Source organism: Aurantimonas coralicida DSM 14790 (genome assembly GCF_000421645.1).
GTDB lineage: Bacteria > Pseudomonadota > Alphaproteobacteria > Rhizobiales > Rhizobiaceae > Aurantimonas > Aurantimonas coralicida.
Window position 1 is genome coordinate 239,238 of record NZ_ATXK01000004.1, and the last position, 26,013, is coordinate 265,250.

The window sequence follows — 26,013 nt, forward strand, 5'->3', positions numbered from 1 at the left end:
ACGCACGGTTTGCGCCCGCACACCCGGCCCACGAAGTTTCGGCGTCCCAGGAGACCACCCATGGCTGACACCTACGACATCCTCATCATCGGCGGCGGCCCCGGCGGCTATGTCGCGGCGATCCGCGCCGCCCAGCTCGGCTTCAAGACCGCCGTCGTGGAACGCGAGCATCTCGGCGGCATCTGCCTCAACTGGGGCTGCATCCCGACCAAGGCGCTGCTGCGCTCGGCCGAGATCTTCCACTATGCCGAGAATGCCACGGCCTACGGCCTGAAGATTGCCAAGCCGGATTTCGACATGGAAGCGGTGGTCAAGCGTTCGCGCGGCGTCTCGGCGCAGCTGAACGGCGGTGTCGGCTACCTGATGAAGAAGAACAAGATCGACGTCATCTGGGGTGAGGCGAAGATCACCAAGGCCGGCAAGGGCGGCCCGGTCGAGGTCTCGGTCGGCAAGATGAAGAAGCCCGTCGTCGAGCCGCAGAACCCGGTTCCGAAGGGCGTTCTCGGCGAGGGCAGCTACAAGGCCAAGCATGTGATCGTCGCCACCGGCGCCCGCCCGCGGGTGCTGCCGGGAATCGAGCCGGACGGTGACCGGATCTGGACCTATTTCGAGGCGATGAAGCCGAAGGCGATGCCCAAGAGCCTCATCGTCATGGGCTCCGGCGCCATCGGCATCGAGTTCGCCTCCTTCTACCGCACCATGGGCGCCGATGTGACGGTGGTCGAACTGCTGCCGCAGATCATGCCGGTCGAGGATGCCGAGATCGCCGCCGTCGCCCGCAAGCAGTTCGAGAAGCAAGGCCTGAAGATCCTCACCGACGCCAAGGTGGCGAAGGTCGAGAAGGGCGGCGACGGCGTCTCCGTCACCGTCGAGACCAAGGACGGCAAGTCGCAGGTTCTGAAGGCCGAGCGGCTGATCTCCGCCGTCGGCGTGCAGGGCAACACCGAAGGGCTCGGCCTCGAGGATGTCGGCGTCGCCATCGAGCGCGGCATCGTCAAGATCGACGGCTACGGCAAGACGAATGTTGAGGGCGTCTACGCCATCGGCGATGTCGCCGGCCCGCCGATGCTGGCGCACAAGGCCGAGCATGAGGGCACGATCTGCGTCGAGAAGATCAAGGGTCTCGAAGTCCACCCGATGAAGAAGACCGAGATTCCCGGCTGCACCTATTGCCAGCCGCAGGTCGCCAGCGTCGGCCTGACCGAAGCCAAGGCCAAGGAAGCCGGGCACGCGGTCAAGGTCGGCCGGTTCAACTTCAAGGGCAACGGCAAGGCAATCGCGCTCGGCGAGCCGGAGGGGCTGGTCAAGACCGTCTTTGACGCCAAGACCGGCGAACTCCTGGGCGCCCACATGGTCGGCGCGGAAGTCACCGAGCTGATCCAGGGCTTCGTCATCGCCATGGGGCTGGAGACGACCGAGGAAGAGCTCATGCACACGGTCTTCCCGCATCCGACCCTGTCGGAAATGATGCATGAGAGCGTTCTCGACGCCTATGGCCGCGTCATCCACATGTAGATTCCGCCCGCTGCCCTCTTGCCTCGTTTTCGCCCGCGCTAGCTACCGTCCGAGAAGTCAAACGCGACAAGGAGTCTCAGGAATGATCGGTAGTTTTCTCGCAGCCATTATCGTTGGCGGCATTGCAGGTTGGCTGGCAGAAAAAGTCATGAAGAGCGACATGGGCGTTCTCATGAACATCATCCTCGGCGTGGTTGGCGCCATCGTGCTGAGCCTCATCCTGCGTCTGACAGGGCTGGGCTCGGGCGCGAGCGCTTCCTTCTCCTGGGAATATCTGATCGTCGGATTCGTGGGCGCCTGCCTGCTGATCTTCATCGTGCGTCTGTTCCGGCGCTAGTCACCGGTCCCGCACGAATGACTGCGCCGCGGTGGATTGCACCGGGGCTCCCGGGAGCTTAATTGAAGCCCATGGTCACCGTGCTCGATAACCGCCTTGCGGTCGAGGCCAAGCCTCGACCGCGGCATCCCGAAAAAGCCCATCGTCCGGATCAGGCGACGACCCTGCGCAAACCGGAATGGTTGCGCGTCAAGGCGCCGGTCTCGAAGGGCTACCAGGAAACGCGCGAGATCGCGCGGTCCAACAACCTCATCACCGTGTGCGAAGAGGCCGGCTGCCCCAATATCGGCGGCTGCTGGGAGAAGAAGCACGCGACCTTTATGATCATGGGCGGGATCTGCACCCGCGCCTGCGCCTTCTGCAATGTGGCGACCGGCATGCCGAAGCCGCTCGACGAGAGCGAGCCGGAGAGCGTCGGCCGAGCCGTCGCGGCCATGGGGCTGAACCATGTCGTCATCACCTCGGTCGATCGCGACGATCTGGCCGATGGCGGCGCCCAGCATTTCGTCGAGACGATCCGCGCCATTCGCGCCGCGGCGCCCGGCACCACCATCGAGATCCTGACGCCGGACTTCCTGCGCAAGCCGGGCGCGCTCGAGGCCGTGGTCGCGGCCCGGCCCGACGTCTTCAACCACAATCTGGAAACCGTGCCGTCCAAGTATCTGACGGTGCGCCCGGGCGCGCGCTACTTCCACTCGATCCGGCTGCTGCAGCGGGTGAAGGAGCTCGATCCGACGATCTTCACCAAGTCCGGCATCATGGTCGGCCTCGGCGAGGAGCGGAACGAGGTGCTGCAGCTCATGGACGATCTGCGCTCGGCCGATGTCGACTTCCTGACGATCGGGCAGTACCTGCAGCCGACCAAGAAGCACCATGCGGTGATGCGGTTCGTCACGCCGGAGGAGTTCCAGTCCTTCGAGACCGTGGCGCTGTCCAAGGGCTTCCTGGTCGTGTCGGCCAGCCCGCTGACCCGTTCGTCGCATCACGCCGGCGAGGATTTCGAACGGCTGAAGGCGGCGCGTCTCGCCCGTCGCGCGGCCGCCTGACAGCGACGATCATGGCTCATTTCCAGACCACCCGGCGCGTGCACCACTCCGCCGACGAGATGTTCGCGCTTGTCGCCGACGTGGAGAAATATCCAGAGTTCCTGCCGCTCTGCCAGCAACTGAACGTGCGCTCGCGCCGCGAACGCGACGGCAAGACGCTGCTCGTGGCCGACATGACCGTGGCCTACAAGATGGTCCGCGAGACCTTCTCGACGCAGGTGCTGCTGAAGCCTGACGAGCGCCGCATCGATGTCAAATATGTCGAGGGCCCGTTCCGCTATCTCGACAATCGCTGGGATTTCGTGCCCGTCGGCGAGGATGCCTGCGACGTCAAGTTCGACATCGAATACGAGTTCAAGAGCCGCACGCTGGGACTTTTGATGGGCTCGATGTTCGACTACGCCTTCCGGCGCTTCGCCGAGGCCTTCGAGACGCGGGCGGACGTGATCTATGGCGACGGCGCCCGGAGCGCTCAGAGCGCCGGCTGATCCGCGAGCGCGTCCAGCAGCATGTCCAGCGCGACACCGACGCTGGCGCTCCTGATGTCCGCCCGATCAAGCGGGCCGAAGCGGCATTCCCGATGACGGGTGGTCGCCGGGCCGGCGCAGGCGAAGTGCACGAGACCCACCGGCTTGTCGGCCGAGCCGCCGCCCGGGCCCGCGATCCCGGTGACAGAGATTGCGACGCTCGCGCCGGAGGCGCGGCGCGCCCCCTCGGCCATCTCGCGCGCCACCGGTTCGGACACCGCACCGTGTTCTGCCAGGGTCGCGGCATCGACGCCGATCATCTCGATTTTCGCGGCATTGGAATAGGTGACATAGCCGCGATCGAGCACGGCGGACGAGCCGGCAATGTCAGTGAGGGCGGCTGCAATCAGGCCGCCCGTGCAGGATTCGGCCGTCGCAATGGTGAGCCCCGCCTTCGCATAGGCCTCGATGACGCCGCGTGCCTTCGCCGCGATCACCGTCGCATCGGCGCTCACCGGGTCTCTCCATAGGACACGCTGGCCGTCGCGATCGCGGCGATGCCCTCGCGGCGGCCGACGAAGCCGATGGTCTCGTTGGTCGTGGCCTTCACCGAGACCCGCTCCGCATCGAGCCCGGTCATCGCGGCGATCGCCGCGCACATGGCAGCGCGGTGCGGGGCGATTTTCGGCGCCTCGCAGATCAACGAGATATCCGCGTTCATGATACGCCCGCCCTTGGCCCGGACGATCTCCACAGCCTTCTCGACGAAAATGCGCGAGGGCGCGCCGCGCCATTGCGGATCGCTGGGCGGGAAATGGTCGCCGATATCGCCGGCGCCGCAGGTCGCCAGCAACGCGTCGGTCAAAGCATGCAGGCCCACATCGGCGTCGGAATGGCCGTCCAGCGCCTGGTCGTGCGGAATGGCGATCCCGCAGAGGGTGACGTGGTCGCCCGCGACGAGGCGGTGCACGTCGTAGCCATTGCCTGTCCTGACATCGATCATCGACCGTATTCCCCGCATCCGTTCGTCGGCCAGCGCGATATCACGGGCCGTCGTCAGTTTCACGTTTTCGGCGAGGCCTTCGACGAGACGAACAGGAAGGCCGGCCCATTCCGCAATGGACGCGTCGTCGGTGAAATCGTCGCGCCCGGATGCCGCGGCCGCCTCGTGGGCCGCGCAGATGGCTGCGAAGGGAAAACCCTGCGGCGTCTGCGCCGCATACAGGTCGCGCCGGTCGACCGTGGCGGCGATATGCCCGTCGGGGTCCGCCTTCTTCAGCGTGTCCGGGACGGCGATCGCCGGGATGGCTCCTTCGGTCTCGCCAATGGCGGCAAGCGTGCGGTCGATCAGACCGGCGTCGACGAAGGGCCGGACGGCGTCGTGAATCAGCACCACATCAGGGGCAGGGTTCGCCAGCGCGGTCAGACCGCGGCGCACCGATTCCTGGCGAGTCGCGCCACCGAGGGTGACATGGGCGCGGTCGAGGGTGGTTTCGAGGGCTGCGGCGAGCAGCGCGCGATCATCCCTGTGGATGACGATCACGATACGGTCGATGCCGGGATGGTCGAGAAAGACGCGGACGGTATGCGCGATCACCGCCTGTGAGGCCAGCGAACGGTACTGCTTGGGGCCTTCCACCGACTGGCCGGCGCGTTCGCCGCGTCCGGCCGCCACGATGACCGCAGCCACGCTCCGCTTCATCGTTCGATCCCCGTCACATTTGCCTCGCCCGCGTGAACCATAGAGGGAAGCAGCTATGCAAGGCACGTGCTTGTCTTTTGTGCATGCCCGGATAAGTTACAGCCAAATGGCGAAAGAAACGACACATTCAGTAGACGCCCAAACATTGGGCGATTCCGGCCCGGCCCAGCCCCGCGTCCGGATGCCGCTGCGTGTCGGCGGCCACAGGCTGGCGAACCGCGTGTTCCTCGCGCCGCTTTCGGGGATCTCGGACGTGCCGTTCCGGCGGCTGGCGCGGCGCTTCGGCGCCGGCATGGTAGTGTCGGAGATGGTTGCCAGCGGCGAGTTCGTCAAAGGCTGCGACGAGAGCGCGCTGCGGGCCATGCGCGACGGGCCGGGACTGCACGTCGTGCAGCTTGCCGGGCGCGATCCCGGCTGGATGCAGCGCGCCTCAGCGCAACTGGTCGCCAACGGCACGGATATCATCGATATCAACATGGGGTGCCCCGCCAAGAAGGTCGTGGGCGGGCTGTCGGGTTCGGCGCTGATGCGCGAGGCGGACCTCGCCCTGCGGATCGTCGAGGCGACCGTGGCCGGGGCCGGCAGCGTACCGGTCACACTGAAGATGCGGCTCGGCTGGGACCGCGAGTCGATGAATGCGCCCGAACTGGCGGCCGCGGCCGAGGCCGCCGGTGTCGCCATGATCACGGTGCACGGACGCACCCGCAGCGACTTCTACGAGGGTCAGGCGGACTGGGCCGCCATCGCCGCCGTACGCGCCGCCGTGTCGGTGCCGCTGGTCGCCAATGGCGATCTCGTCTCACCGGAACAGATCGCGGCGATGCTCGCCCAGAGCGGGGCCGATGCGGTGATGGTCGGCCGCGGGTCGCAGGGGCGTCCGTGGCTGCCGGGCCTGATGGCCGGGGCGATCGGGGCGGACGAGCTGGCCCGCTTGTCGCTCGGCGACCTCGTGGCCGAGCACTATGCGGCGATGCTCGACCACTACGGCGCGCGGGTCGGCGTGCGCCATGCCCGTAAGCATCTGGGCTGGTATCTCGACCGCTTCATCGCCGCCGCCGGACCCGTGCCGGAAGCCGACCGGATGGCGGTGATGGCCGGCAGGGACCCGCAGGCCGTGCTGAGCGTTCTGCGCCGCCTTTTCGCCGAGACCCGCCTTCTGGACGTCGAGCCGAGCCTCGCGCCCTCCGCCATGCAGGAAGCAGCCTGAACCATGAACGATGAAGCGGCCCCCATGGATCTGGCGGCGACACAGACACGCATTCTCAACGCCCTGCCGCACCCGGTGGTGGTCATCGACAGAAGCGGCCGGTTCCGCTTCGCCAATTCCGATGCCGAGCAGTTCTTTTCTGCCGGCATGTCCTATCTCGCCAAGCGGCGCCTGCAGGATTTCGTGCCGGCCGACAGCCCGCTCTTTGCGCTGATCGACCAGGTCCGCGAGCAGCAGGGGCGGATCAGCGAGTACCGGGTGGACGTGTCGTCGCCGCGGCTCGGCGGCGAGCGGCTGGTGGATCTCTATGTCTCGAACCTGCCCGACGATCCCGATCTCGTGGTCGTGATGATCCAGCTGCGCTCCATCGCGGAGAAGATGGACCGCCAGCTCACCCACCGCTCGGCGGCGCGCTCGGTCACCGGACTTGCGGCGATGCTGGCCCATGAGATCCGCAACCCTCTGTCGGGGATCAAGGGGGCGGCGCAATTGCTGGCGACCTCGGCCAGCGACGAGGATCGCAGCCTGACGCGGCTGATCCAGGAAGAGAGCGACCGGATCGTCAAGCTGGTCGACCGGATGGAAGTGTTCTCGGACCAGCGACCAATCGAGCGTTCGGCGGTGAACATCCATTCGGTGCTCGAACATGTGAAGACGCTGGCGCGTTCGGGCGTCGCCCGGAAGATCAAGATCATCGAGCTCTACGATCCATCGCTGCCGCCGGTCTTCGCCAACCGCGACCAGCTGGTGCAGATCTTCCTGAACCTCGTGAAGAACGCAGCCGAGGCAGTGGGCGACCGCGAGGGCGGCGAAATCCGCCTGATCACCGCCTTCAAGCCGGGCGTGCGCCTGTCGGTTCCGGGCACCCGCGACCGCGTGACGCTGCCGCTGGAATTCACCGTCGAGGACAATGGCGCGGGCATCCCCGACGACATCCGCGAGCACATCTTCGACCCCTTCGTGACCACCAAGCCGAGCGGCTCGGGACTGGGCCTTGCCCTCGTCGCCAAGATCGTCGGCGACCATGGCGGTGTCATCGAGTGCGAGTCCCACGAAGGGCATACGAGCTTCCGCATCCTCATGCCGGCCTGGCGCGAGATGGCGGAAACGCCGGCGGACGCGCCCCATCCGGCATCGGAAGTCTGAGGAATTGGAATGAGCATGCAGATTCTCGTTGCCGACGATGACTCCGCCATCCGGACGGTGGTCTCACAGGCCCTGATGCGGGCGGGCTTTGAAGTCCGGGTCACCTCGAACATCGCGACGCTATGGCGCTGGATCGCGGCGGGCGAGGGCGATCTCGTCATCACCGACGTGCTGATGCCCGACGGCAATGCCTTCGACACGCTGCCGAAGATCAAGAACTCGCGGCCCGATCTGCCGGTCATCGTGATGAGCGCGCAGAACACCTTCATGACCGCCATCAAGGCGTCGGAGAAGGGCGCCTACGACTACATACCCAAGCCCTTCGACCTGACCGAGCTTGTCGCGATCGTCCGCCGCGCGCTGTCGGAGCCGAAGGAGAGCCGGCGCCCCGACGCGCCCGACGAACTGCATGATTCCATGCCGCTGGTCGGTCGCTCGCCGGCCATGCAGGATATCTACCGGGCGCTGGCCCGGATGATGCAGACCGACCTGACGGTGACCATCACCGGCGAATCCGGCACCGGCAAGGAGCTCGTGGCCCGGGCGCTGCACGATTACGGCCGCCGTCGCAAAGGCCCCTTCGTGGCCATCAACATGGCGGCGATCCCGCGCGAGCTGATCGAGTCGGAGCTCTTCGGCCACGAAAAGGGCGCCTTCACCGGCGCGCAGGCCCGCACCAGCGGCCGCTTCGAGCAGGCCGAAGGCGGCACGCTGTTCCTGGACGAGATCGGCGACATGCCGATGGAGGCCCAGACCCGCCTGCTGCGGGTGCTGCAGCAGGGCGAATACACCGTCGTCGGCGGACGCACGCCCATCGCCACCGACGTGCGGATCGTCGCGGCGACCAACAAGGACCTGCGCCAGCTCATCGCCCGCGGCCTGTTCCGCGAGGATCTGTTCTACCGCCTCAACGTGGTGCCGCTGCGCCTGCCGCCGCTGCGCGAGCGGATCGAGGACCTGGCCGATCTCGCGCGCCATTTCTTCACCGAGGCCGAGAAGCAGGGGCTGCCGCGCAAGGTGCTGAGCCAGGGCGCGCTGGACGTGATGCGGCGCTATCCGTGGCCGGGCAATGTCCGCGAACTGGAAAACCTCATCCGGCGTCTGTCGGCGCTCTATCCGCAGGATGAGATCTCCGCGGAGCTCGTCGAGCACGAGCTGTCGAACGACGTGGCCAAGACACCGGGTCTCGATGGCGACGGCGGCAAGCCCATCGACCTGAGTGCCGCGGTCGAGCGCTATCTGTCCGACTACTTCGCCTCGTTCGGCGACGATCTTCCGCCGCCCGGGCTGCACGGGCGGATCCTGCGCGAGGTCGAATATCCGCTGATCGCGGCGGCGCTGGCCGCCACGCGCGGCAATCAGGTGAAGGCGGCCGATCTCCTGGGGGTCAACCGCAACACCCTGCGCAAGAAGATCCGCGATCTCGACATCTCGGTGATTCGCGCGATCCGCTGAGCGGCATTTTCCAGCCTCGTTGCACTTTGGCCACATTCCGTTGCATTGTAGCAACGTGATGACCGGTTGCAGTGATTCATGAGCTCGACACCCCAACAGAGCGCGCCCGAGGTTCCGTTCCTCATGGAGCGCCGTCGCTTCATGCTGGTCCCGGGGCTGATCGCCGTGGTCGGCGCGCTGATCACCGGCGCCATCTCCTTCGTCGTCCTGATGGGACTGACGCCGATCGCGCCGACCGACACGATCGTCACCATCGCCACCATCGTCAACGGCGCCTTCGTCGTGCTGCTCTGCGTCTTGATCGGGCGCGAGGTGCTGCGCATGGTCCGGGCTCGTCGCCAGGGCAGGGCGGCCTCCCGCCTGCATGTGCGCATCGTTGCCCTGTTCTCGATCGTCGCGGCGCTGCCGGCGCTGCTCGTGGCCATCGTTGCCGGCGTGACGCTCGATCTCGGACTGGATCGCTGGTTCGAGATCCGCACGCGCACCATTGTGGAATCGTCGATCAGCGTCGCCCGGGCCTATGTGAACGAGAACGCCCGCAATCTGCAGGGTTCGACCCTGTCGATGGCCTACGATCTCGATCAGCAGCGGCGGCTGTTCGATCTCGACCAGAACGGTTTCGAGAACCTGATGACCGATCAGGCCAAGGGGCGCTCGCTGCTTGGCGCGCAGATCCTGCGGGCCGACGGAACGCCCTTCCTGCGCGCCGACGTGGCGGTCGAACGTCCGCTGCCGGTGCCGCCGGAGGACGCGCTGCAGCGCGCGGCGGACGGCAATCTGGTGTTCATCCCGCCCGGCGTGACCAATCTCGTCGGTGCGATCATCAAGCTGCGGCAATTGCCCAACAGCTATCTCTACACGGTACGGGCGGTCGATCCGGAAGTGCTCGACGCGTTGCGGCTGATGGAGGAGCGTTCGGCGGAATATTCCAGCCTCCAGGCCAACCGTCTGGGCCTGCAGGTCGCCTTCGCGCTGCTGTATCTCGGCATCATGCTGATCGTGCTCCTGTCGGCGATCTGGACCGGCATCGGCGTCGCCGACCGGCTGGTGCGGCCGATCCGGCTTTTGATGGGCGCTGCGGACGAGGTGTCGAGCGGCAACCTCGCCGTCTCGGTCCCGGTGCGGACCTCCGATGGCGATGTCGGCTCCCTGTCCAACACCTTCAACAACATGATCCTGCAGTTGCGCAGCCAGCGCTCCGAACTGGTCCACGCCAAGGACGTCATCGACGAGCGCCGCCGTTTCACCGAGGCGGTGTTGTCCGGCGTGACGGTGGGCGTCATCGGTGTCGAGCGCGACGGCTCGGTGTCGATGCTGAACCCGTCGGCCGAGCGGATCCTGCATGTCGACGCCAAGGCCGTCGTCGGCCGGTCGCTGATCGAGACGTTCCCGACGATCGGCCAGGTCTTCGAGGCTGCAACGGCCTCGTCGCGCCCCGAATTTCAGGAGCAGGTGAAGCTGCGCATCCGCGATCGCGAGCGCGTTCTGGCCATCCGCATCACCTCGTCCGAGGAGAGCGAGGGCGCTCGCTCCAGCGTCGTGACGATCGACGACATCACCGATCTCGTCGATGCGCAGCGATCGTCAGCCTGGGCCGATGTCGCACGGCGCATCGCGCATGAGATCAAGAACCCGCTGACCCCGATCCAGCTTTCGGCCGAGCGCATCCGGCGGCGCTACGGCAAGCGCATCGAGGACGACCGCGAGGTCTTCGACCGGTGCATCGAGACGATCATCCGGCAGGTCTCCGACATCGGCCGGATGGTGGACGAATTCTCCACCTTCGCCCGCATGCCGAAGCCGCGCATGGAACCAAAGGACCTGCGCGAAGCGTTGCGGGAAGCGGTGTTCATGCGGGAAATGGGGGATCACGGTATTTCGTTCGTTGCCGAGATTCCCGACGAGCCGCTGCTGGGCTCCTTCGACATTCGCCTGCTCTCCCAGGCCTTCGGAAATCTCGTCAAGAATGCGGTGGAATCACTCGAGACCGCCGAGGTCGCCGACGGTCAGATCCGAATCCGGGCCGTGCCGGGCCGAGAGCGGCATCTGGTCGAGATCAGCGACAATGGCCGGGGATTTCCCCGGGAGGATCGAGATCGGCTTCTGGAGCCCTACATGACCACGCGCGAGAAGGGGACCGGGCTGGGCCTCGCCATCGTGCGGAAGATCATCGAGGAACACGGCGGGACGATCGAACTCGACGACGCGCCCGATCAGCCGCAGGGGGCGATGGTCCGCATCACCCTGCCGGCGGATGGCTTTGCAGACGCGGACATCCGGGAGAATGCCGGGACATGAGAAAGGATTGGTGAGATCGATGGCATCGGACATCCTGATCGTCGACGACGAAGCCGACATCCGCGAACTGGTGGCGGGAATCCTCGAGGACGAGGGGCACGAGACCCGAACCGCGGGAGGATCGGACGCCGCGTTGCAGTCGATCGCCGAGCGCGTGCCGCGCCTGGTCTTCCTCGACATCTGGCTGCAGGGCAGCCGCCTTGACGGCCTCGACCTGCTCGATGCCATCAAGGCGCAGCATCCCGAAGTGCCGGTGGTGATGATCTCCGGTCACGGCAATATCGAGACCGCCGTCTCGGCGATCCGGCGCGGTGCCTATGACTACATCGAGAAGCCGTTCAAGGCCGATCGCCTGATCCTGGTGGCCGAACGCGCGCTGGAGAACTCCAAGCTCAAGCGCGAGGTCTCCGAACTGCGCCGGCGCTCGTCCGACTTTGCCGAACTGATCGGCAAGTCGCATCCGATGAACCAGCTGCGCACGCTGATCGAGCGCGTTGCGCCGACCAACAGCCGCGTGATGATCCTCGGCGCGTCGGGGTCCGGCAAGGAAATGGTCGCGCGGGCGATCCATGCCGGGTCGGCCCGGGCGGATGAGCCCTTCGTGGCACTGAATGCCGCGGCAATCACGCCCGACCGCATGGAGGTCGAACTCTTCGGCACCGAGGCGCCTCCCGGCGTCGAGCGCAAGGTCGGCGCGCTGGAGGAGGCCCATGGCGGCGTCCTGTTCCTCGACGAGGTCGGGGATATGCCGCGCGAGACCCAGAACAAGATTCTGCGCGTGCTGACCGAACAGACCTTCGAGCGGGTCGGCGGATCGAAGCGTGTGAAGGTCGATGTCCGCATCGTCTCGTCGACGGCCCAGAACCTGGAATCGATGATCGCCGAGGGCGCCTTCCGCGAGGACCTCTACCATCGCCTCGCCGTGGTCCCGGTGCAGGTTCCGCCGCTTGCCGAACGGCGCCAGGACATCCCGCTGCTGATCGAAGCCTTCATGACGCAGATCAGCGAGCAGACCGGCATCAAGCCGCGGGCGATCAGCCCCGAGGCCATGGCGGTGCTGCAATCCAGCGAATGGCCGGGCAACGTCCGCCAGCTCCGCAACAATGTCGAGCGGCTGATGATCCTGTCGCGCGAGGGCGACGCCGAGACGACGATCTCGGCCGACATGCTGCCGCGCGAGGTCGGCGAGATGCTGCCGCAGACGCCGAGCCAGTCGGACGGGCAGATCCTGGCCCTGCCGCTGCGCGACGCCCGCGAGGTGTTCGAGAAGGAATATCTCGTGGCGCAGATCAATCGCTTCGGCGGCAATATCTCGCGCACCGCCGAGTTCGTCGGGATGGAGCGCTCGGCATTGCATCGCAAGCTGAAGTCGCTCGGCATCTAGGTTCTCCGCTCCACCGATCCGCCCTGCCAGGCCCGTCAATGAGGGACGCGCGGGCAGGGTGCCGCGAGCGGCCTTTGCGCTTGTCCTCGCGAAGCATTAGGAACGCGGCTCTGAAGAGTTCGGCGTTTGAAGGGCGGAACGGATGAGAGTCGTGATCTGTGGTGCAGGCCAGGTCGGGTACGGCATTGCCGAACGGCTGGCGTCCGAGCGCAACGACGTCTCGGTGATCGACACCTCCCGTTCGCTTGTCCAGAACATCCGCGACAATCTCGACGCAAGGGGCTTTGTCGGCCACGGCGCCCATCCGGACGTGCTGGCCGAAGCGGGTGCCGAACAGGCCGACATGATCATCGCTGTGACGCTGCACGACGAGGTCAACATGGTCGCCTGCCAGGTGGCCCACTCGCTGTTCAACGTACCCACCAAGATCGCCCGCATCCGCTCGCAGAGTTACCTGCGGTCGCACTGGCAGGATCTGTTCTCGACCGACAACATGCCGATCGACGTGATCATTTCGCCGGAAGTCGAGGTCGGCGAGATGGCACTGCGCCGGATCGCGCTGCCGGGGGCCATGGATGTCGTGCGGTTCGCCGACGACAGCATCGCCATGGTCGCCATCGAGTGCCGGGACGACTGCCCGGTGGTCGACACGCCGCTCGCCCAGCTCACCGATCTGTTTCCCGACCTGAAGGCGACCGTCGTCGGCATCCTGCGCGGCGACAAGCTGTTCGTGCCCGCCTCGTCGGACCAGATGGTGGCGGGCGACATCGCCTATGTCGTGGCGGAGCGCAGCCATGTGAAGCGGACGCTGGGCCTGTTCGGCCACGAGGAGCCGGAAGCCGGGCGGATCGTCATCGTCGGTGGCGGCAATATCGGCTTCTACGTCGCCCAGCAGATGGAAAAGCGCAGCCTCGGGGCGAAGATCCGCGTGCTCGAGACCAAGCACGAGCGGGCGGTGACCATCGCTGACAGCCTGAAGCGCACCATCGTCCTGCATGGCAGCGGCCTCGACCAGACGATCCTCAACGAGGCCGACATCGCCGAGGCCGATCTCCTCGTCGCGCTGACCAATGACGACAAGGTGAACATCCTGTCCAGCGTCATGGCCAAGCGGCTGGGCTGCAAGGGCAATCTCGCGCTGCTGAACGACCCCGACTACCAGACCTTCACCCGCACGCTGGGCATCGACGCCTTCATCAATCCGCGTTCGGTGACGATCTCGCGGGTGCTGCAGCATGTGCGCCGCGGACGCATCCGCGCCGTGCACTCGATCCAGAACGGCCTTGCCGAAGCAATCGAGGCCGAAGCGCTGGAAACGTCGCCCCTGGTCGGCACGCCGCTGCGCGACCTGAACCTTCCGCACAATCTGCGGGTCGGCGCGATCTATCGCAACGGCCAGTTCGTGCGCCCGGACGGCCAGACCAAGATCAAGGCGAAGGACCGGGTGGTGATCTTCGCCGCGGCCGGTGCGGTACGCCATGTCGAGCAGCTCTTCCGGGTCAGCCTCGAATTCTTCTGATCGGCGCGGGACGCCCCCTGTTGCGCACGGCCGCGCCGACATAAATGTCGGCGTGAGAGCCTGACTGCGCTTGATGTCCGGCCTGAGCCGGTGTCATGTCCGAAGGGAGTTCTCCCTGCGGCAGAGCCGGCCATCGCCGGCTGGTCAGATTCTGCGCGCAGGAGAGGTGAGCATCTGCAGGTCCGGCGGCGAGACCTGCGAGAGACGACGAAGCCGTATTGCCCGGGTCGACGGGTGCAGGACAATGCGCGGAACGACCGGCGAAGACCGGTTCAGCCGACGCCAATAAGAACAGGACAAGGACCACATGGCCGAACGCACGCAGAACCTTCAGGATCTCTTTCTCAACACCGTCCGCAAGCAGAAGATTTCGCTGACGATCTTCCTGGTCAACGGCGTCAAGCTGACCGGCGTCGTCACCTCCTTCGACAATTTCTGCGTGCTGCTGCGCCGCGACGGGCATTCCCAGCTGGTCTACAAGCACGCAATCTCCACCATCATGCCGTCCCAGCCCGTGCACATGTACGATGGCAGCGACGAAGACAGGAAAGACTGATTGGCCGAACATAGAGAAGTGGGGCCGCGAGGCCCGATCGAACACAAGACCGTCCCGACGCGGGCGGCGGTCTATGTCCCCGTGTTCAAGCAATATCCCGTGCAGGACGATGTGGCGGGTGCAGCCGAGGCGCCGCGCCGGAGCCACGATGCGCGCCTGGCCGAGGCCATGGGCCTCGCCGCCGCCATCGGGCTCGACATCGTCGCCAGCGGTATCGTCAGCGGCCAGCGCCCGCGTCCGGCGACGCTGATCGGCACCGGCAAGGTCGAGGAGATGAAAGGCGTGATCGCCGGCGAGGAGATCGGGCTGGTCGTGTTCGACCATCCGCTCACCCCGGTGCAGCAGCGCAATCTGGAACGGGAGCTGAACGTCAAGGTTCTCGACCGGACCGGTCTCATTCTCGAGATCTTCGGCGAGCGGGCGCGCACCAAGGAAGGCCGTCTGCAGGTCGAGCTCGCGCATCTGAACTATCAGCGCGGCCGGCTCGTGCGCAGCTGGACCCATCTGGAGCGTCAGCGCGGTGGCGCCGGCTTCCTCGGCGGTCCGGGCGAGACCCAGATCGAATCCGACCGGCGGCAGCTTCAGGAGAAGATCAAGCGGCTGGAAAAGGACCTGGAACAGGTCCGGCGGACACGGCAGCTTCACCGCGCCCAGCGCAAGAAGGCGCCGCATCCCGTTGTCGCCCTCGTCGGCTATACCAACGCCGGCAAGTCGACGCTGTTCAACCGGCTGACCGGCGCCGAAGTGATGGCGAAGGATCTGCTCTTCGCCACGCTTGATCCCACCCTGCGTCGCACGACGCTGCCGCACGGCACCGAGATCCTTTTCTCCGACACGGTGGGCTTCGTCTCGGACCTGCCGACGCATCTGGTGGCAGCCTTCCGGGCGACGCTGGAAGAGGTGATCGAGGCCGACATCGTTTTACATGTGCGCGACGTGGCCGATCCCGACACGCTGGCCCAGGCCGAGGACGTGCGCAAGATCCTGCGCGACCTCGACATCGACGTCGATGACAGCGACCACGTGGTCGAGATCTGGAACAAGGTGGACCTGCTCGACGAGGCCGGCCTCCAGCATCTGGCGACGATGCGCGAGAGCCTGCCGGATACCGACGCCGTGCATGTCGTGTCAGCGGTGACCGGCTTCGGCGTGGACACACTGCTGGTGGATATCGAGCGGCGGATCGGTGGCGGCACGGTGACGCTGACCGTGGACGTGGCGCCCGATGCCATGGGCTTCGTGCCGTGGATCTACGAGAACGCCACGGTGACGGCGCGCGACGACCGCGAAGACGGCGCCGTGTCGCTGACCATGGACATTACCAAGCAGGCCCGGACAGAATTACGCCGGATGAGCGAGCACGCATCCGGCGTTTCGTTTCAGCGCTGAGAGCGGGTCAGGCCGGCACCGTCAGGTGCCGGTCCCGATCAGCATGAAGGCGGGAATATCGTCGCCGAAACCGACCGGCGACTTGCCGTGGTCGTCGTTGCGGCCGCCACGCGGCGCGGCGGGCTTAGCACCACGGGTCCGAGAGGACGATGCGGCGGGACGGGCCCGATCGCTGGAGGCTGCACGGCTGCGGCTTGGCTTCTGAACCGGTGCCACATCCTCTTCGACGGTTTCGACCGAAGCATCGCGCGTGATCGCCTCGACGGGCACATCCAGCTCGCCGGCTTCGGCGCGAACCACGGCCGGTTCCGCTTCGACCGCCTGTTCCGGCGCCGTCTCGCTTGCCGGCTCCGCTGCAGCAGCAGCAGCACCGCGACGGCGTGTCGAGGAGCCCGAGCGACGGCCACTGCCGCTGCGACGGGCCGGCTTCTCGCTGGTCTCGTCGTCGGAAACGGCGCTCACCGGCTCGCCGAGCCATTCGATCTCGTTGCCGATCAGCTTCTCAATGGCGTCGAGATGCTTCTTGTCGGCCTTGGTCGCCAGGGTAAAGGCTGCGCCCGAGCGTCCGGCCCGGCCGGTGCGGCCGATGCGATGGACATAGTCCTCGGCATGGATCGGCACGTCGAAATTGAAAACGTGGCTGACGGCCGGAATGTCGAGGCCGCGCGCGGCGACGTCGGAGGCGACCAGCAACTGGATCTTGTTGTCGCGGAAGCCCTGCAGCATCGCGGTGCGCGAACGCTGGTCCATGTCGCCATGCAGCGCGCCGGCGGAGAAGCCGTGGCGCTCGAGCGAGCGGAACAGTGTCGCCACGTCCCGCTTACGGTTGCAGAAGATGATGGCGTTGGTCAGTTCGGTCTGGTCGCGGATGACCCGGCGCAACGTATCGCGCTTCTCGAAGTCGTCCTTCTTGGTGGCGACCAGCCGCTGCGTCACGGTCAGCGCCGCCGAGGCCGGCTTGGCGACCTCGACGCGAACCGGGTTCTGCAGGAACTGCTCGGTGAGACGGGTGATCTCCGGCGGCATGGTGGCCGAGAAGAACAGGGTCTGACGCGAGACCGGCAAGAGCTTGCAGATGCGCTCGATGTCCGGGATGAAGCCCATGTCCAACATGCGGTCGGCTTCGTCGATGACGAGCACTTCCACCGCGGTCATCAGCAGCTTGCCGCGCTCGAAATGGTCGAGCAGGCGGCCCGGCGTGGCGATCAGGACGTCGGCGCCGCGGTCGATCTTGCGATCCTGGTCCGCGAAGGAGACGCCACCGATCAGCAACGCGACATTGAGCTTCTGGTCGAGACCGTAGCGGGTGAAGGATTCGGCGACCTGCGCGGCGAGTTCGCGCGTCGGCTCGATGATCAGGGTGCGGGGCATGCGAGCCCGCGCGCGACCCTTCTCAAGCATGGTCAACATCGGCAGGACGAAGGACGCGGTCTTGCCGGTTCCCGTCTGCGCAATTCCCAGGACATCGCGGCGCTCAAGCGCATGCGGAATGGCCTGTTCCTGAATCGGCGTCGGTTCATTGTATCCGGCTGCATGTACGGCAGCCAGAACCTTGGCGCTCAGGCCGAGTTCGGAAAAGAGTTTCAAGCTAGCTGTTCTCTTGGGTAAATGGGAGGTTGCGTTCGGTAGCGTTTGAAAGCCCATCTCATGGGGGCGATAGGGCGAGCACGAGCGCGAGTCAACCGATACGCCCCAAATGGGGCTTTTCACCGGGATTTACAGGGCAGAAATCGTGAATTTCGTCTCAATTGTCATGATCCCGGGCTTGTTGTGCACCGACGACCTGTATCGCGATCAGATCGCGGCTCTGGCCGGACATCCGATCCGGATTGCCGATACCACGCGCGACGCGTCGGTCACCGCCATGGCCGAGCGGCTCCTTGCCGATGCACCCGACAGGTTCGCGCTCTGCGGTCTGTCCATGGGGGGCTATGTGGCGCTGGAGGTGCTGCGACTGGCGCCGGAGCGCGTGCTGGCTGCGGCGCTGATGGCGACGAGCCACCGCGCCGACACGCCCGAGCAGACCGCCATGCGCCACCAGCTCATCGCGACGGCACGGGAAGAGGGGATCGAGCCGGTCGCGCGTCTGCTCTGTGAGCGCCTCGTCGCGCCGGAGACGGCGAGTGCGACGCTCAGGGAGCGCATCGTTCAAATGGCCACGGCGATCGGTGTCGAGGGTTTCGTTCGCCAGCAGCAGGCGATCATCGACCGGCCGGACCAGAGCGACCGGCTTCCGACGATCCATGTTCCGGTGACGATCGTCGCCGGGGAGGCGGATGCGATCATCCCTCCGGAGCGTGCGCTCGAAATGGCCGCGGCGATCCCGGGCGCGTGGCTGGAGATGCTGCCGGCGACCGGGCACATGGTGACGATGGAGCGGCCGGGCCGCACCAGCGAAATCCTGCGGCGCAGCCTCGCCGAGGCCGCCGCAGGCTGAGCAGTCGGCTCAGTTGGTCGCCGGGCCGAACATGTAGGGCTGGTCCGGGAAGAAGTGCAGCTCGTAGGTCTCGGCGATCTCGCCGTCCGAGGGCAGGAGATCGAAGAACAGCGACAGGCTGTTGGGCTCGGTCTCGCTGGGCTCGTCGGCGCGGTAGCCGACGACGGCGCCCTCGATCTGGTTGAGTTCCCGGATCTCGGTGCTGGAGCGCAGCGTCAGGTTGGTGCCGCTTCCTTCGAGCTGCTGGACGAAGAAATGATAGTCCGTCTCGTCGGCCGGGGACTGGACCATGATCGTGCGCCAGACGCCCTGAACGTCGCCGTCCGACCACGGGCCGACGATCTGCACGTCCTCGATGAGCGGCGAGAGCGCTTCGGCAGCTGCCGCCGGATCGCCCGCGCCGCCGGCCGCCGGTGCAGCGGTCGCGGGTGCTGAGGGGGCGGCTTCATTCGTGGCAGCCGGGGAGGCGGGGGCCGCCTGTTCGGCAACCGGGGCCGCGGCAGGCGCAGCGTCGGTCGCCTGCGCCAGAGCCGCGTTCTGGACCATCATGAGGGCCGCCAGGCTGACGCCGGCGAAGGTGCTTGCGGAACGAATGACCATCTTCGGACTCCCTGTGCCGGATCTGGTCGCTCTCTTACGGGGCGTGCCCGTCAGATGTCCAGATCCTCGACGAAGGCGGCGCGGTCCTGCAGGAAGCGGAAGCGCGCCTCGGGCTTGTTGCCCATCAGCGCATTGACCGCACCGGAGGTGCCGGCCTCAGGCGTTTCGTCCATGTGGACGCGCAGCAGCGTGCGCTTGCGCGGGTCCATGGTGGTTTCCTTGAGCTGCGCGGGCAGCATCTCGCCGAGACCCTTGAAGCGCGAGATCTCGACCTTGCCGCGGCCCTTGAAGTCGCGGGCGATCAGGCGTTCGCGGTCGGCGTCGTCGCGGGCATAGGCGGTCTTACCGCCCTGGGTCAGCTTGTAGAGCGGCGGCACCGCGAGGAAGAGGTGACCGCCGCGGATGAGCTCCGGCATCTCCTGGTAGAAGAAGGTGATCAGCAGCGAGGCGATATGGGCGCCGTCGACGTCGGCGTCGGTCATGATGATCACGCGCTCGTAGCGCAGATCCTCTTCGCGGTATTTCGACCGCGTGCCGCAGCCCAGCGCCTGGATGAGATCGGCGAGCTGCTGGTTGGCGCCGAACTTCTCGCGTCCCGCCGAGGCGACATTCAGGATCTTGCCGCGCAAAGGCAGGATCGCCTGCACCTTGCGGTCACGCGCCTGCTTGGCCGAGCCGCCAGCGGAATCGCCCTCGACGATGAAGATCTCGGCATTGACCGAACCGCTCTGGGAGCAGTCGGCCAGCTTGCCCGGCAGGCGCAGCTTGCGCGTCGCGCTCTTGCGGCTAACTTCCTTTTCCTGGCGGCGGCGCAGCCGTTCGTCGGCGCGCTCGACGACCCAGTCGATCAGCCGCGCGGCGTCCTGCGGCGAGGAGGCGAGCCAGATGTCGAAGGAATCGCGCATCGACTGCTCGACGATGCGTTGGGCCTCGGCCGTGGCCAGCCGGTCCTTAGTCTGGCCGACGAATTCCGGCTCGCGGATGAAGACCGACAGCATTGCCGAGGCCGTCAGCATGATGTCGTCGCCGGTGATGACGGCGGCGCGCTTGTTGCCGGACACCTCGGCGAAGGCCTTGAGGCCGCGCAGCAGCACCGAGCGCAGGCCGGCCTCGTGGGTGCCGCCCTCAGGCGTCGGGATGGTGTTGCAGTAGGAGCGGACGAAGCCGTCGTCGGCGGTCCAGCTCACCGCCCATTCGACCGCGCCGTGGCCGGAGACCTTCTCGGTGCGACCGGCGAAAATCTGCGAGGTAACGCGGCCCTGCTTGTCGAGCGTGCCGTCGAGATAGTCCTTCAGGCCGCCGGGGAAGTGGAAGGTGTCGCGGGACGGCACGCTGCCGTCGGCGGGCAGCAGCGACGGGTCGCAGGCCCAGCGGATCTCGACGCCGCCGAAGAGATAGGCCTTGGACCGCGCCATCGCGAGCAGCCGTTCCGGACGGAAGCGGGCGCCGGCGCCGAAGATCTCCGGATCGGGCCGGAACCGGATCCGGGTGCCGCGGCGGTTCTGGACGTCGCCGATCTCTTCCAGCCCGGTCTGGGCGTGGCCGCGCGAATAGGTCTGGCGATAGAGCCTGCGGTTGCGGGCGACCTCGACCTCGAGCGTCTCGGACAGGGCGTTGACGACGGACACGCCGACGCCGTGCAGGCCGCCGGAGGTCTCGTAGACCTTGGAGTCGAACTTACCGCCGGCATGCAGCGTCGTCATGATGACTTCGAGCGCCGACTTGTCGCGATATTTGGGGTGCGGATCGATGGGGATGCCGCGCCCGTTGTCGGCGACCGACAGGGTGCCGTCGGCTTCCAGCGCCACCTCGATGAAATTGGCATGCCCCGCGGTCGCCTCGTCCATCGAATTGTCGATGACCTCGGCGAACAGGTGATGCAGCGCCTTTTCGTCGGTGCCGCCGATATACATGCCGGGACGACGACGGACCGGCTCGAGCCCTTCGAGGACCTCGATGTCCGCCGCGGTGTATTCGGCCGGTTCCTGGAGATTGGCTGCCGGGCGCGGCTTGGCGCTGGGCTTCGGCGCTCGCGGCTGGCGCGCGGCGTTGCCGGAAAACAGATCGTCGCTCATCGCGCGGCGAACTCCCTGGCGGATCGCCACATGACGCGCGTCGTTGGGGTCGAGCGCTCGTAAACCATGCCGTGATGCCTATACTTTCACGAAATGTTCTTCAAGCGCCCGGTCCTGCCGGGGGCAGGGAAAGCGCCGATTGTCGGATTTATCCACGGTTTCCGGCGCTGCGACCGGGACAGGTGAAATGTCCGCCGCCCGAACGGCTCCGGGGCAGCGTCTCCGGTGCCCCGCATGACCAGCGTATTCACTGCAACGAAAAGGGGGCGCCGATGGCACCCCCTCCCGTTCGGTCCGTGAAGACCCGATGGTCGCCGCCGGCAGCCGGCGACCGGTTCGGATCAGACCGAGTAGTACATGTCGAACTCGACCGGATGCGGGGTCATCTCGAAACGCAGGACCTCGGCCATCTTCAGGTCGATGAAGGCGTCGATCTGGTCGTCGTCGAAGACGCCACCGGCCTTGAGGAAGTCGCGGTCGGTATCCAGCGCTTCCATCGCCTCGCGCAGCGAACGGCAGACCGTCGGGATTTCCTTCAGCTCTTCCGGCGGCAGGTCGTACAGATCCTTGTCCATGGCCGAGCCCGGATGGATCTTGTTCTTGATGCCGTCGAGGCCGGCCATCAGCATCGCCGCGAAGGCGAGATACGGATTGGCGGTCGGATCGGGGAAACGGACCTCGACGCGCTTGGCCTTCGGCGACTGGCCGAACGGGATGCGGCAGGAGGCCGAGCGGTTGCGGGCCGAATAGGCCAGCAGCACCGGAGCCTCGTAGCCCGGGACCAGGCGCTTGAACGAGTTGGTCGACGGGTTGGTGAAGGCGTTCAGGGCCTTGGCGTGCTTGATGATGCCGCCGATGTAGAACAGCGCGCTCTCCGACAGACCGGCATATTCGTCGCCGGCGAAGGTCGGCTTGCCGTTCTTCCAGATCGACTGGTGGACGTGCATGCCCGAGCCGTTGTCGCCGAAGACCGGCTTCGGCATGAAGGTTGCGGTCTTGCCGTAGGCGTTCGCCACCTGGTGGATGACGTATTTGTAGATCTGCATCTTGTCGGCGTTGCGGGTCAGCGTGTCGAACTTGATGCCAAGCTCGTGCTGGGCCGCGGCGACCTCATGGTGATGCTTCTCGACCGCGACGCCCATCTCGGCCATGACGGTGAGCATTTCCGAGCGCATGTCCTGGCAGGAATCAATCGGGGGCAGCGGGAAGTAGCCGCCCTTGATGCGCGGACGGTGGCCGAGATTGCCGGTCTCGTATTCGGCGTCGTCATTCGACGGCAGCTCGGTGGAGTCGAGCTTGAAGCCGGTGTTGTACGGGTCGGCCTTGTAGCGGACGTCGTCGAAGATGAAGAACTCGGCTTCCGGGCCGAAGAACGCCGTGTCGCCGGTGCCCGACTGGGTCAGATAGGCTTCGGCCTTCTTGGCGGTCGAGCGCGGGTCGCGGTTGTAGGCCTCGCCGGAGACCGGGTCGAGAATGTCGCAGACGATCGCCATGGTCGACTGGGCGAAGAACGGGTCCATGTAGGCCGTTTCGGGATCCGGCATGAGAACCATGTCGGACTCGTTGATCGCCTTCCAGCCGGCGATCGACGAACCGTCGAACATCGTGCCCTCGGAGAACAGGTCCTCGTCGACCAGGGTGACGTCCATGGTCACGTGCTGGGACTTGCCCTTGGGGTCGGTGAAGCGCAGGTCGACGAATTTCACGTCGTTGTCCTTGACCTGCTTCAGGATGTCGTTGGCGCTCGTCATGGCGGTCCTTCCTATTATCGAACTCTGAGACTGTGTGTGGGAAGCTGCTGGATCAGATCGCGTCGGTGCCGGCTTCGCCGGTCCGGATGCGGATCGCTTCCTCGATGTTGGAGACGAAGATCTTGCCATCGCCGATGCGGCCGGTCTGGGCCGCCTTGCGGATGGCTTCCACGGCGGCAGCGACGGTCTCGTCCGCAAGGACGATCTCGACCTTCACCTTCGGCAGAAAATCGACGACGTATTCGGCCCCGCGGTAGAGTTCCGTATGGCCCTTCTGCCGCCCGAATCCCTTGGCCTCTGTGACGGTGATGCCCTGAAGCCCCACTTCCTGCAGGGCCTCCTTCACCTCATCCAGCTTGAAGGGCTTGATGATGGCCTCAACCTTCTTCATCGACATTCCTTCTCGACGTTGTCCCCGTCACGGGCCGCCGGCCCGTCGAACCCGCTGTAGCAGGTCGCGTGCCAAAGACGACCTCCTACGGTGAACGCTTCGAAATAGTCCACCGGGACGATCGGGAAAGCGGAAATTTCGGTTACCGGCGCCTTCCTGTCCTATGATCCACGGCGGATGGCCCCAGGAGCGCGGATTGCTCTGTGCTCGGAATGGCTACACGAGGGCATCCGCCATGTCACCCAGACTGCACATCCCGTGATCAGAATGTCCATTTATTAGGCACACTCCATGACGAAATTTGCTGCACATAATCTAGCGCTGCTCGACCCGGTGCAGATGGCCGAAGCTGACCGCCTGACGATTGCCGGGGGCATGGCCGGCATCGCATTGATGGAGCGGGCGGCGGCCGCGGTGGCGGGGGCCATCCGCCGGTCCTTCCCGAAGGCGCGGCGCATCGCGGTGCTGGCCGGTCCCGGCAACAATGGCGGCGATGCCTGGGCCGCCGCGCGGCTCTTGAGCGAGGCCGGCTGCGAGCCGACGGTCTACAGCCTCGTCGCGCCGGATACGCTCAACGGCGATGCGGCACTGGCGGCCGCCGGCTATGGCGGCCCGTGGCAGGCGCTTGAGGCCTTTGCGCCGGACGGCGGTTTCGACCTCGTCGTCGACGGTCTGTTCGGCGCCGGGCTGGCGCGTCCCGTGGAGGGGGAAGCGGCGCGGGCCATCGCGGCAGTGAACGCCGCGAAGACACCGGTCGTCGCCATCGATCTGCCGTCCGGCATTTCCGGGGCGAGCGGCGAGCCGCTCGGCGTGGCGATCGAGGCGGATGTCACGGTGACGTTCTTCCGGCGAAAGCCGGGCCATCTGCTGGAGCCGGGCCGAAGCGCTTGTGGCCGGGTGGCGGTTGCCGACATCGGCATCTCCGACGCCGTCCTCGAGGCGATCGCGCCGCAGGTCTTCGCCAACGCGCCGGGCCTGTTCCGCAACCCGGTGACATCGCCGCGCGACGCCGGTCACAAATACGATCGCGGCCATGCCGTGGTGTTTTCCGGCGGCATGGCGCGGACCGGCGCAGCCCGGCTGGCCGCCATGGCGGTGCTGCGCGGCGGGGCAGGGCTCGTCACCGTCTATGCGCCGGGCTCGGCGCTGATGGCCCATGCCGCGCATCTGACCGCGGTCATGCTGGAGCGCTGCAACGACCCGGCGGATCTCGACGCACTCTTGAGCGATGCGCGCACCAACGCCTTCGTGCTCGGACCCGGTTTCGGGATCGGCGAGGATGCGCGCCGCTACGCCAGTGCGGTTCTCGCGGCGGGCCGTCGGCTGGTGCTCGATGCCGATGGAATCACGTCGTTCCAGGCCGAACCGGAGACGCTGTTCGCCGCGGCCGAGGCGGCGACAAGCGACGACGAGACGCCGCTCGTGCTGACGCCCCATGCCGGCGAGTTCAAGCGGCTGTTTCCCGGCCTTGCGAGCGACGAAAGCCTGTCGAAGCTGGAGCGGACGCGGAGTGCGGCCCGGCGCGCCGGTGCCGTTATCATCCTGAAGGGGCGCGATACGGTCATCGCCGCGCCGGACGGGCGCGCCGCGATCAATGCCAACGGCACGCCGTGGCTGGCGACCGCCGGCAGCGGCGACGTTCTGTCGGGGATCGTCGCCGCGCAACTGGCGCAGGGCGCGCCAAGCTTCGAGGCTGCCTGCGCCGGTGTCTGGATGCACGGCCGTGCCGCCGAACATTTCGGGCCCGGCCTGATCGCCGAGGATTTGGCGCCGATGCTGCCGCGGGTCCATGCCGAACTGGCGGCGGAACCGTCAGCCTGACGGACCGGAGCGCGCAGCGCGCATATCAACGAGAGTGGCGCAACTCGTGATGGTTCAGTCGTCCAGGCGCTCCTGCAGCGCCATCGCGGCCTGCGGTGCGCGGACTTTTCCCTCGCGGATGAAATAGACGAAGACGTCGCGTGGCGTCTCCGCCGCGACCGTCTCGGGATCGTGCCGCGGCAGGTCGGCGGGCTGGCCGCCCGATGCCCAGTGCCTGGCGCGCTCCGCCCAGGCATCGAGCGCGTCGGCCGGATAGCCGGTCGCGATCCCGGCGTCGCCCTTCTGCAGCCGGGCATAGACGAAATCGGCGGTGACGTCGGCGATCTCGGGGTAGTTGGCGCTCTCGGCATAGACGATGGCGACGCCGGCCTCGCGGCACATCCGCACGGCCTGCGGGCAGGCAAAACTCTCGTGACGCAGTTCCACGACATTGCGCAGGGCAATGCCGCCGGCGCTGGCCGGCAGCAGTTTCAGGAAGGCGCCAAAATCGTCCGGGTCGAACTGCTTGGTGGCGGCCAGCTGCCACAGCAGCGGTCCCAGCTTGTCGCCGAGTTCGGCAATGCCGGACTCCACGAAGCGCTGGATGGATTCGCCGCCCTCGGCCAGGACCTTGCGGTTCACCGCATAGCGCGGCGCCTTCAGCGAGAAGACGAAGCCCTCGGGCGCCTCGCTCGCCCATTTGGCGAAGGTCTCCGGCTTCTGGCTGCGGTAGAAGGTGCCATTGACCTCGATCGTCCGCAGCTTCGACGCGGCATATTCAAGCTGGCGCTTTTTCGGCAGGTCGTCCGGATAGAAGCTTCCTTCCCAGGGCTCGAAGGTCCAGCCGCCGATGCCCGTGCGGATCGTGCCGCGTCCTGCCATGTCGGTCCCCTCTCAGCCGCGCTCGCTATTCGGCCGCCTCGCGCTTGATGCCCGGC

At 66.5% G+C, this 26,013-nt stretch carries 22 protein-coding genes; 14 read left to right on the top strand and 8 right to left on the bottom strand.

The annotated features are described in order from the left end of the window. The first annotated feature begins 60 nt into the window (after window positions 1-60). The 4 genes from lpdA to H536_RS0111635 all read left to right on the top strand — a co-directional run bounded on the left by lpdA (window position 61) and on the right by H536_RS0111635 (window position 3,386). Entirely contained in the window at window positions 61-1,515 is a 1,455-nt protein-coding gene (gene lpdA / locus H536_RS0111620; protein ID WP_024350631.1) for a dihydrolipoyl dehydrogenase, read from the top strand. 82 nt (window positions 1,516-1,597) lie between these two features. Then, window positions 1,598-1,852 (top strand): GlsB/YeaQ/YmgE family stress response membrane protein, encoded by a 255-nt coding sequence (locus H536_RS0111625; protein WP_024350632.1) that lies wholly within the window; start codon window positions 1,598-1,600, stop codon window positions 1,850-1,852. Between the two features lie 71 nt (window positions 1,853-1,923). Next, window positions 1,924-2,898 (top strand): lipoyl synthase, encoded by a 975-nt coding sequence (gene lipA / locus H536_RS0111630; protein WP_024350633.1) that lies wholly within the window; start codon window positions 1,924-1,926, stop codon window positions 2,896-2,898. Between the two features lie 11 nt (window positions 2,899-2,909). Beyond that, window positions 2,910-3,386: a type II toxin-antitoxin system RatA family toxin gene (locus H536_RS0111635; protein WP_024350634.1), complete on the top strand. Its 477-nt coding sequence runs from the start codon at window positions 2,910-2,912 to the stop codon at window positions 3,384-3,386. Here H536_RS0111635 and H536_RS0111640 read toward each other — a convergent pair. Together H536_RS0111640 and H536_RS0111645 are read right to left on the bottom strand one after the other, a co-directional pair. After that, window positions 3,371-3,880, bottom strand: a complete 510-nt coding sequence (locus H536_RS0111640; RefSeq protein ID WP_024350635.1) for a CinA family protein — start codon at window positions 3,878-3,880, stop codon at window positions 3,371-3,373. The genes H536_RS0111635 and H536_RS0111640 overlap by 16 nt on opposite strands. Further along, complete coding sequence (locus tag H536_RS0111645) at window positions 3,877-5,067, bottom strand: bifunctional 2-C-methyl-D-erythritol 4-phosphate cytidylyltransferase/2-C-methyl-D-erythritol 2,4-cyclodiphosphate synthase (protein WP_024350636.1); 1,191 nt, start codon at window positions 5,065-5,067, stop codon at window positions 3,877-3,879. Before H536_RS0111645 ends, H536_RS0111640 begins: the two co-directional genes overlap by 4 nt. 181 nt (window positions 5,068-5,248) lie before the next feature. Here H536_RS0111645 and dusB point away from each other — a divergent pair, with 181 nt between their 5' ends. The 8 genes from dusB (at window position 5,249) to hflX (ending at window position 16,021) form a co-directional block, all read left to right on the top strand. Then, window positions 5,249-6,274, top strand: coding sequence for a tRNA dihydrouridine synthase DusB (gene dusB / locus H536_RS0111650; RefSeq protein ID WP_035694945.1), 1,026 nt, complete (start codon window positions 5,249-5,251; stop codon window positions 6,272-6,274). Window positions 6,275-6,277: 3 nt separating this feature from the next. Further along, window positions 6,278-7,420 carry a two-component system sensor histidine kinase NtrB gene (locus tag H536_RS0111655; protein WP_024350638.1) on the top strand — a complete coding sequence of 381 codons (1,143 nt, stop codon included), beginning with the start codon at window positions 6,278-6,280 and terminating at the stop codon, window positions 7,418-7,420. Window positions 7,421-7,429: 9 nt separating this feature from the next. After that, window positions 7,430-8,875 (top strand): nitrogen regulation protein NR(I), encoded by a 1,446-nt coding sequence (gene ntrC, locus H536_RS0111660; protein WP_024350639.1) that lies wholly within the window; start codon window positions 7,430-7,432, stop codon window positions 8,873-8,875. A gap of 78 nt (window positions 8,876-8,953) precedes the next feature. Beyond that, window positions 8,954-11,173 carry a sensor histidine kinase NtrY-like gene (locus tag H536_RS0111665; protein ID WP_024350640.1) on the top strand — a complete coding sequence of 740 codons (2,220 nt, stop codon included), beginning with the start codon at window positions 8,954-8,956 and terminating at the stop codon, window positions 11,171-11,173. Between the two features lie 19 nt (window positions 11,174-11,192). Next, on the top strand, window positions 11,193-12,557 hold the full coding sequence (gene ntrX / locus H536_RS0111670) for a nitrogen assimilation response regulator NtrX (protein ID WP_024350641.1): 1,365 nt from the start codon (window positions 11,193-11,195) through the stop codon (window positions 12,555-12,557). A 142-nt stretch (window positions 12,558-12,699) separates the two neighbouring features. After that, window positions 12,700-14,076: a Trk system potassium transporter TrkA gene (gene trkA, locus H536_RS0111675; RefSeq protein WP_024350642.1), complete on the top strand. Its 1,377-nt coding sequence runs from the start codon at window positions 12,700-12,702 to the stop codon at window positions 14,074-14,076. A gap of 307 nt (window positions 14,077-14,383) precedes the next feature. Further along, entirely contained in the window at window positions 14,384-14,632 is a 249-nt protein-coding gene (gene hfq, locus H536_RS0111680) for an RNA chaperone Hfq (protein WP_024350643.1), read from the top strand. After that, window positions 14,633-16,021, top strand: a complete 1,389-nt coding sequence (hflX, locus tag H536_RS0111685) for a GTPase HflX (RefSeq protein WP_051141581.1) — start codon at window positions 14,633-14,635, stop codon at window positions 16,019-16,021. A gap of 21 nt (window positions 16,022-16,042) precedes the next feature. Here the strand turns inward: hflX and H536_RS0111690 are convergent, their stop codons facing one another. After that, window positions 16,043-17,608, bottom strand: coding sequence for a DEAD/DEAH box helicase (locus H536_RS0111690; RefSeq protein ID WP_024350645.1), 1,566 nt, complete (start codon window positions 17,606-17,608; stop codon window positions 16,043-16,045). Window positions 17,609-17,753: 145 nt separating this feature from the next. Here H536_RS0111690 and H536_RS0111695 point away from each other — a divergent pair, with 145 nt between their 5' ends. Further along, window positions 17,754-18,458, top strand: coding sequence for an alpha/beta fold hydrolase (locus H536_RS0111695; protein ID WP_202814809.1), 705 nt, complete (start codon window positions 17,754-17,756; stop codon window positions 18,456-18,458). Window positions 18,459-18,467: 9 nt separating this feature from the next. Here H536_RS0111695 and H536_RS0111700 read toward each other — a convergent pair whose 3' ends face one another. The 4 genes from H536_RS0111700 to H536_RS0111715 form a co-directional block, all read right to left on the bottom strand. Beyond that, window positions 18,468-19,058, bottom strand: a complete 591-nt coding sequence (locus H536_RS0111700; protein ID WP_024350647.1) for a hypothetical protein — start codon at window positions 19,056-19,058, stop codon at window positions 18,468-18,470. Between the two features lie 50 nt (window positions 19,059-19,108). Further along, window positions 19,109-21,133 (bottom strand): DNA topoisomerase IV subunit B, encoded by a 2,025-nt coding sequence (gene parE, locus H536_RS0111705; RefSeq protein WP_029703125.1) that lies wholly within the window; start codon window positions 21,131-21,133, stop codon window positions 19,109-19,111. Window positions 21,134-21,474: 341 nt separating this feature from the next. Beyond that, window positions 21,475-22,884 carry a type I glutamate--ammonia ligase gene (glnA, locus tag H536_RS0111710; protein ID WP_009209532.1) on the bottom strand — a complete coding sequence of 470 codons (1,410 nt, stop codon included), beginning with the start codon at window positions 22,882-22,884 and terminating at the stop codon, window positions 21,475-21,477. Window positions 22,885-22,936: 52 nt separating this feature from the next. Then, window positions 22,937-23,275 (bottom strand): P-II family nitrogen regulator, encoded by a 339-nt coding sequence (locus H536_RS0111715; protein WP_024350649.1) that lies wholly within the window; start codon window positions 23,273-23,275, stop codon window positions 22,937-22,939. Between the two features lie 291 nt (window positions 23,276-23,566). Between H536_RS0111715 and H536_RS0111720 the strand changes: the two genes are divergently transcribed. Next, window positions 23,567-25,096, top strand: a complete 1,530-nt coding sequence (locus H536_RS0111720; protein WP_024350650.1) for a bifunctional ADP-dependent NAD(P)H-hydrate dehydratase/NAD(P)H-hydrate epimerase — start codon at window positions 23,567-23,569, stop codon at window positions 25,094-25,096. 54 nt (window positions 25,097-25,150) lie between these two features. Here the strand turns inward: H536_RS0111720 and H536_RS0111725 are convergent, their stop codons facing one another. Further along, entirely contained in the window at window positions 25,151-25,957 is an 807-nt protein-coding gene (locus H536_RS0111725) for a DUF72 domain-containing protein (protein WP_024350651.1), read from the bottom strand. Between the last annotated feature and the right edge of the window lie 56 nt (window positions 25,958-26,013).

Bases quoted from the DNA above. Each gene is read 5' to 3' on its own strand.
- H536_RS0111700 (WP_024350647.1), bottom strand. From the start codon at position 19,058: ATGGTCATTCGTTCCGCAAGCACCTTCGCCGGCGTCAGCCTGGCGGCC.
- glnA (WP_009209532.1), bottom strand. From the start codon at position 22,884: ATGACGAGCGCCAACGACATCCTGAAGCAGGTCAAGGACAACGACGTG.
- H536_RS0111645 (WP_024350636.1), bottom strand. From the start codon at position 5,067: ATGAAGCGGAGCGTGGCTGCGGTCATCGTGGCGGCCGGACGCGGCGAA.
- lpdA (WP_024350631.1), top strand. From the start codon at position 61: ATGGCTGACACCTACGACATCCTCATCATCGGCGGCGGCCCCGGCGGC.
- dusB (WP_035694945.1), top strand. From the start codon at position 5,249: ATGCCGCTGCGTGTCGGCGGCCACAGGCTGGCGAACCGCGTGTTCCTC.
- lipA (WP_024350633.1), top strand. From the start codon at position 1,924: ATGGTCACCGTGCTCGATAACCGCCTTGCGGTCGAGGCCAAGCCTCGA.
- H536_RS0111625 (WP_024350632.1), top strand. From the start codon at position 1,598: ATGATCGGTAGTTTTCTCGCAGCCATTATCGTTGGCGGCATTGCAGGT.
- H536_RS0111635 (WP_024350634.1), top strand. From the start codon at position 2,910: ATGGCTCATTTCCAGACCACCCGGCGCGTGCACCACTCCGCCGACGAG.
- parE (WP_029703125.1), bottom strand. From the start codon at position 21,133: ATGAGCGACGATCTGTTTTCCGGCAACGCCGCGCGCCAGCCGCGAGCG.
- H536_RS0111720 (WP_024350650.1), top strand. From the start codon at position 23,567: ATGACGAAATTTGCTGCACATAATCTAGCGCTGCTCGACCCGGTGCAG.
- H536_RS0111715 (WP_024350649.1), bottom strand. From the start codon at position 23,275: ATGAAGAAGGTTGAGGCCATCATCAAGCCCTTCAAGCTGGATGAGGTG.
- H536_RS0111655 (WP_024350638.1), top strand. From the start codon at position 6,278: ATGAACGATGAAGCGGCCCCCATGGATCTGGCGGCGACACAGACACGC.
- ntrX (WP_024350641.1), top strand. From the start codon at position 11,193: ATGGCATCGGACATCCTGATCGTCGACGACGAAGCCGACATCCGCGAA.
- H536_RS0111665 (WP_024350640.1), top strand. From the start codon at position 8,954: ATGAGCTCGACACCCCAACAGAGCGCGCCCGAGGTTCCGTTCCTCATG.
- trkA (WP_024350642.1), top strand. From the start codon at position 12,700: ATGAGAGTCGTGATCTGTGGTGCAGGCCAGGTCGGGTACGGCATTGCC.
- H536_RS0111725 (WP_024350651.1), bottom strand. From the start codon at position 25,957: ATGGCAGGACGCGGCACGATCCGCACGGGCATCGGCGGCTGGACCTTC.
- hfq (WP_024350643.1), top strand. From the start codon at position 14,384: ATGGCCGAACGCACGCAGAACCTTCAGGATCTCTTTCTCAACACCGTC.
- ntrC (WP_024350639.1), top strand. From the start codon at position 7,430: ATGAGCATGCAGATTCTCGTTGCCGACGATGACTCCGCCATCCGGACG.